The sequence below is a fragment of the Synechococcus sp. R60.1 genome (assembly GCF_047461835.1).
Taxonomy (GTDB): Bacteria; Cyanobacteriota; Cyanobacteriia; order Thermostichales; family Thermostichaceae; genus Thermostichus.
The window spans coordinates 1-5448 of record NZ_JANSIA010000126.1 but is presented as its reverse complement, the minus strand read 5'-3'; the positions used below and the strand labels follow the sequence as shown (position 1 = coordinate 5448).

The window sequence follows — 5448 nt, the reverse complement described above, 5'->3', positions numbered from 1 at the left end:
TACAAACTGCTTGTAGGTCTGCACCTGCCGGTTGATGACGGCCCAGCACAGTACCCCATGTGGGAAAGATAGGCGATGGGGATGTTGCGCTCTAGGCAACTCTGGATCAGTTGGGTTGTGACTTGGGCATGGCCAAAGATCAAAATCTGATCCAAGTGGGGCAATTGAGCCTGTTGAAGAACAGCTCCAGCCCGTTTGACAACCAGGCGTTCCTGGTCGAGGCTGAGGTAGCAATCCTGTTGGGACACATAGAGTGTTCTACCCATGAGGCCACTCCCAGAAGCCTAAAATTGAAGCTGAGGTGGGAACAAAACGGGGTCTTCTTCAAGTTAAAAGTCAGGCCCAAAAATGCTGTAAGGGAAGATGCGAATGGCGAAAAAGCAGAGCAGGGTTTCTGGTGTGGGATCCGTTCGTGACGGTGCGCTCCTGATGAAAGATCTGCAAACCCTGAGACACTACGGCATCCTTGGGGATCTGGTGTATCGTTGGGGCTACTATCTCGGCTCTAGCACCATGACCGAAGTGGAGTTCAACGCCGCCCTCAGCGAGGGGATCCCAAAGCCCAAGAGGTCTTTCAGGCCCAAAAGCCGCGGTTCGGTTGACGCAGACGAGACAGAGCAAATCAGGGCACTGAAGGTCTCACTCTGGCAAACGAGCAAAGCTGACCCCTCGGTAGTAGTAGGCCAAAATTTGGCGGTAAGTCCAGCCTCGGCGGGCCAATTCTTGGGCGCCCCACTGGCTCATGCCAATGCCATGCCCAAACTTGGGATAGGGGCTGACATCCGGTAAGCTCATCAAATAAGGGATCCCACTCACCCCGACGGTTTGGCCGCCGCTGCTGGCGCTGTACATGGCATTGACAAACTGACCCCCATACACCATGACCACACCACGGGTGGCTTGTGTTGCTTCCAGGGCGGCTGCCGACCGCTGGGAAAGCCCTCGGTACACCTGGGAGCGAGTATCGCTAAACACATCAAACCAACCGCGGGAGTTGCGATGGTAAAGAACGTAGCTGCGGGCTGCCACCGCTTGCGCCTTCAGGGCTTCTGGGAAGAACCGGGATCCCATTTCTGCATCCACCACACTGGCCACATAGTCTTCTAGATCCACGTAGTTGATGGCCATCACCATGTTGTAGCCAGTCAAGAGCACCTTGCCGGAGTACCAGCGGCCATTCACTGCCACCAGGCCACCCTCCTGAGGTTCGATGAACAGCACCGGGTCAACCACCCCATGCAGACGCACCCCTTGAGGGCCGGGCTGAGCCAAAAACCCTTGCATAGGGGGCAGATCTGCCAGCACCTCTCCCCGACCGTTGATCAGTTGGGCAGGGAGAGAAACGCCTACCACCAGAGGGGCAGTGGTATCGGCCAATTGCACTCGCACTGTCACCCCCCAGACAGACTCCACCCATCCCCAGAAGGCACTGACCACCAGGGATCCCATCAGGGCCAGCCAATGCCGCGCTTCCATAGCCCGTGCCCAGAGTTGCTTTTTGTACACCAACTCCAACTTAGGATAGGGCGAGTTTCCAGAAATGGGCCGGTTGGTTGGCAGCAACTGCAGAGGGCTTGAGCCTCAGTTCTTGACGGGGTGTGGGGGATCTGAGTATGGAACTATCTATGAACGGGATCCCGTTTCCAGCGGAGCGGGCCGATCCGGCGGCTCCAGAGGGTCGGGTTCTTGCGACCCAAGCCGATTGCGGCCGCCCTCTAGATGGACCGAAGAGCTATCCGGCCCCAGGCCCAAGGCAAAGCGCAGCGAGTCCCCCGGTCGCCCATTGGAGAAGAAGAGAAAAGAACCCAAGGAAGCCAAGGAAAGAAGAGCCGCATAGCCAAACATGGCTCGATAGCCGGATCCCGCTGCTAAGGTGCCCAAAAGGGGCCCCGCCAGGCCAATGCCCAAATCAAACCCGCACATCACCAAGCTAAACAGGCGACCCCGCTCCGCCGGCTCCGAGCGATCGGCCACGAGGGCAGAGATGAGAGGGATCAAAGTACCAAAACCGCAACCCACCACGATCCCAGCAGCCAGAAAAGCGCCGGTGCTGTTGGCAACAATCAGGATCCCCATTGCCAAGGCATAGGTGGCCAAGCTGAGGGAGATAAATGGCCCCCGCCCACAGCGATCGGAAGCGCGACCGGTGAGCAGGCGCACCCCAAAGCTGGCAAAGGCCACTGCCGTATAAAAAAGACCTGGATTCAGGGGAGCTCCGGCTTCTTGGATTAACAAGGCCACAAAGGTGGTCTGGGTGCCGAAGGCCAACCCCACCAAAAACATCACCCAAGCGAGGGAGCGCACCTTCGGGCTGCCCAGAAAGCTCCAGAAGGCCCCATCCATCGGCAGGGATCCCCAATGCTCACGCCGCTGTTCTCGAACCAGTTGGGTACAAAGAAAGCCCACCAACCCCAGCAGAGCAGAGAAGAGAAACGAAGGGCCATAGCCGGCAAACTCCTGCAAAAAGCCGCCCAAAGCAGGGCCAATGGCTGCGCCGATCGGATTGACCAAACTCATGTAGCCCAGGATCTCACCCCGTTTTTCTTCTGGGGCAAAATCCACCACCAAAGTCACATAGGCCGTGGCAAAAGCGGCGATGCTAACCCCATGAAAGGCTCGCACCAGCGCTACCCATGGGATCCAATCGGAGAGCCAGTATCCTATGGGGGCCATCCCCACCACCCCCATGCCGATAAGCAGCACGATCTGCCGGCTGTGGCCATCCGCCAGGCGACCCAACGCAGGGCGAAAGGCCAGCAACCCAATCGAAAAGGCCCCCATTACCCAGCCCACTTGCTGGCTGGTGCCACCGGCATCTCTGATGTAGAGAGGCAACGTGGGCAGCAGCGAGGATAAACTGGCCCAAAAGAGCAGCCCAGCCACAAACAAAATGCCCAAGTTGCGCCGCTGTGCCGGCTGCAGCTGCCCGAATACCCTCACGCCAACTCCTTATGCAAAATGGAACTCAAAGCGTTCTCCCAGAACCGCGCCCTAGGATAAGCCCACCTTCGCCGGATCCCTCAGCCCGAAATATTTAGGTACTAACCTTTCTGATTGTAACCGTATGGTCTGGGGCTGGGAACCGGCCCTGCTCGCCTTTGCAGGCGCCTCCAGTCTGGGATAACAGCTAACCTCAAGTTACCTAGAGATGCGCTTTTTGGACTCCGACCCATGCCTGAACGATCGGATCCCCTCACTCGCAGCTTGATTGCCCTGATCCGGGGTTACCAGGTGGGTATTTCTCCTTGGCTGCCGCCTGCTTGTCGCTACTACCCCACCTGCTCCCAGTACACCTTGGAAGCGGTGCGGCGCTACGGTGCCCTACGTGGGGGTTGGCTGGGGCTCCGTCGCCTCTGTCGCTGTCATCCCTGGCACCCAGGGGGCTACGATCCAGTTCCCGATTTGCCGGGATCCGCGCCGACCCAGAAACCATTCCGCTAGCCGGACTCAGGAGACATTTAGGTCGATTGTGGGTAGCAGGCCACAACCTCGATTTCTACTCGGGCATTGAGGGGCAGGCGGGCCACCTGTACGCAAGAGCGAGCCGGAGCCGGATCGGTGGCAAAAAACTCTCGATAAACCTCGTTCATGGCCGCAAAATCCTCCATATCGGCCAGGAAAACCGTTGTCTTCACCACCTGGGAGAGAGTGGTGCCCCCCGCTTCCAGCACTGCCTGCACGTTCAGCAATGCCTGCCGAGTTTGAGAAACAATGTCCTCCCCCACCAGTTTGCCGGTTTTGGGATCCAGGCCCACCTGTCCGGCGGTGAACAGAAACGGCCCCAGAGCAGTAACGCCCTGGCTGTAAGGGCCGACAGGAGCGGGGGCAGCCTCAGTTTGCACAGCACAAGGGCCTGGCCCGATTTGGCCCTGCTGGTGGCCGATCTCTGGCTTGGCCGGCTTCGTCTGCTCCATAGAGGTTTGCCCAACTCTGTCGCTACGCTACCACAGGTGGATTGCCGAAGAGCGGGGCTGAGAATGCCAAGATGAATTTCAAGATGAATTTGTTGATAGGGAGAGGGATCCATGCCTTTGATCAAGCTGCAAACGTCTGTGCAACCAGAAATCGCCGCAGTAGAGGAACTGCTTAAGGTGCTGTCTGCTGCTCTATCGGAACAGTTGGGCAAGTCGGAAGCCTACGTGATGACCGCCTTTGAGGGTGGGATCCCGATGACCTTTGCTGGCAGTGGGGATCCCTGTTGTTACCTAGAAATCAAGAGTATCGGGCAATTTTCCGCCCAACAAACCCGAGCCATGAGCGAGTTTTTTTGCGGCACCATCGAGGCCCGATTGGGGATCCCCAAGAAGAGGATTTACATTGAGTTCAGCGATGCCAAAGGCTATCTTTGGGGATGGAACGGCACGACTTTCGGGTAAAGATACTTCCCCCACTCCAAGAGCTGTCTACTCTGGCTTGCCCTAGCTCGCCTCACAAGAACTTTGTAGGAGTTTAGCCAATGGAAGAGCTACCTCAACTCAACACAAATCCCCAAAAGCAGCGGATTTTGCTTAAGCTTGCTACCGGCTTGGGCTTGGCCATTTTTATCTTTTGGGCAGCCCATCGATTGGGATTTTTTGGAGTTATTCAAGACTGGCTCGCCGAAGCTCTGGCTTGGATTGAAAGCTTGGGGTTGCTGGGGCCAATCCTCTTCATTGCCATTTACATTGTAGCGACGGTGCTGCTTCTACCAGCCTCGGTGCTGACCTTGGGGGCAGGGGCCGTGTTCGGGTTGCTGGCCGGAACTGTGTACGTGCTGATCGGGGCAACCATTGGAGCCAACTTGGCTTTTTTAATCGGGCGCTACTTGGCGCGGGAACAGGTGGTGAAATGGATTGAGGGAAACGCCAAGTTTGCGGCCATCGATCGAGCGTTGGGACGTGAGGGATGGAAAATAGTCGGCCTGATTCGGCTGTCGCCTGCGTTTCCCTTCAATGTGCTCAACTACGCCCTGGGGCTGACCCAAATTTCTTTTCTGGATAACTTGCTGGGCACCGCTGGAATCGTGCCGGGCACTTTTATGTATGTGTACATCGGCTCGTTGGCGGGATCCCTGGCCGACATGGAAGGCGCGGAGTTGGATCCTCAGGCTCAAACCGCCCAATGGGTCGTTCGCCTCGTGGGGCTCATCGCCACCGTAGCTGCTACCCTCTACGTCACTCGCATTGCCCGCAAAGCCCTACAAGAAGCGGTGGAGCCTGCCTAGGGAATTGCATTTTAAACAAGAATGAAATCTGTTGCATTGCTTCCCAACTCCTCTCTCTCTGGGAGAAGGACTGGAGGTGGTCGCGGAAGCGGCGCGGAGCGTTTGGGCAGCAGTAGGAGTGTCTCAATCCAGTTTGAAATGACTATAAGTTGGCTCGGCGAGCTAGTGTGTAGAAAGCACCGGGTTGAGAACGCTCACCGTTGGGCAGAGGCTTAGCCGACAGCTTGACAGAGGGTTTCCTGCCT

At 57.3% G+C, this 5448-nt stretch carries 7 protein-coding genes; 3 read left to right on the top strand and 4 right to left on the bottom strand.

The window, feature by feature from the left end:
* From NW834_RS13110 to NW834_RS13100, 3 genes are all read right to left on the bottom strand, one after another.
* Nucleotides 1-266, bottom strand: a 266-nt coding sequence (locus tag NW834_RS13110) for a CRISPR-associated endonuclease Cas1 (protein WP_414344071.1), incomplete at its 3' end; no start/stop codon positions are given.
* A 373-nt stretch (nucleotides 267-639) separates the two neighbouring features.
* Nucleotides 640-1506, bottom strand: coding sequence for a SpoIID/LytB domain-containing protein (locus NW834_RS13105; RefSeq protein WP_414412884.1), 867 nt, complete (start codon nucleotides 1504-1506; stop codon nucleotides 640-642).
* 117 nt (nucleotides 1507-1623) lie between these two features.
* Nucleotides 1624-2940: an MFS transporter gene (locus tag NW834_RS13100; protein ID WP_414418640.1), complete on the bottom strand. Its 1317-nt coding sequence runs from the start codon at nucleotides 2938-2940 to the stop codon at nucleotides 1624-1626.
* Between the two features lie 231 nt (nucleotides 2941-3171).
* Here NW834_RS13100 and yidD point away from each other — a divergent pair, with 231 nt between their 5' ends.
* Nucleotides 3172-3441 (top strand): membrane protein insertion efficiency factor YidD, encoded by a 270-nt coding sequence (yidD, locus tag NW834_RS13095; protein ID WP_414344078.1) that lies wholly within the window; start codon nucleotides 3172-3174, stop codon nucleotides 3439-3441.
* A 17-nt stretch (nucleotides 3442-3458) separates the two neighbouring features.
* On the opposite strand, the gene NW834_RS13090 is transcribed toward yidD, so the two are convergent.
* Nucleotides 3459-3842 carry a RidA family protein gene (locus tag NW834_RS13090; RefSeq protein ID WP_414328848.1) on the bottom strand — a complete coding sequence of 128 codons (384 nt, stop codon included), beginning with the start codon at nucleotides 3840-3842 and terminating at the stop codon, nucleotides 3459-3461.
* A 183-nt stretch (nucleotides 3843-4025) separates the two neighbouring features.
* Between NW834_RS13090 and NW834_RS13085 the strand changes: the two genes are divergently transcribed.
* Both NW834_RS13085 and NW834_RS13080 read left to right on the top strand, forming a co-directional pair.
* Nucleotides 4026-4376: a phenylpyruvate tautomerase MIF-related protein gene (locus NW834_RS13085; protein WP_011432208.1), complete on the top strand. Its 351-nt coding sequence runs from the start codon at nucleotides 4026-4028 to the stop codon at nucleotides 4374-4376.
* 80 nt (nucleotides 4377-4456) lie between these two features.
* On the top strand, nucleotides 4457-5203 hold the full coding sequence (locus NW834_RS13080; protein ID WP_414418639.1) for a TVP38/TMEM64 family protein: 747 nt from the start codon (nucleotides 4457-4459) through the stop codon (nucleotides 5201-5203).
* Nucleotides 5204-5448: the final 245 nt, after the last annotated feature.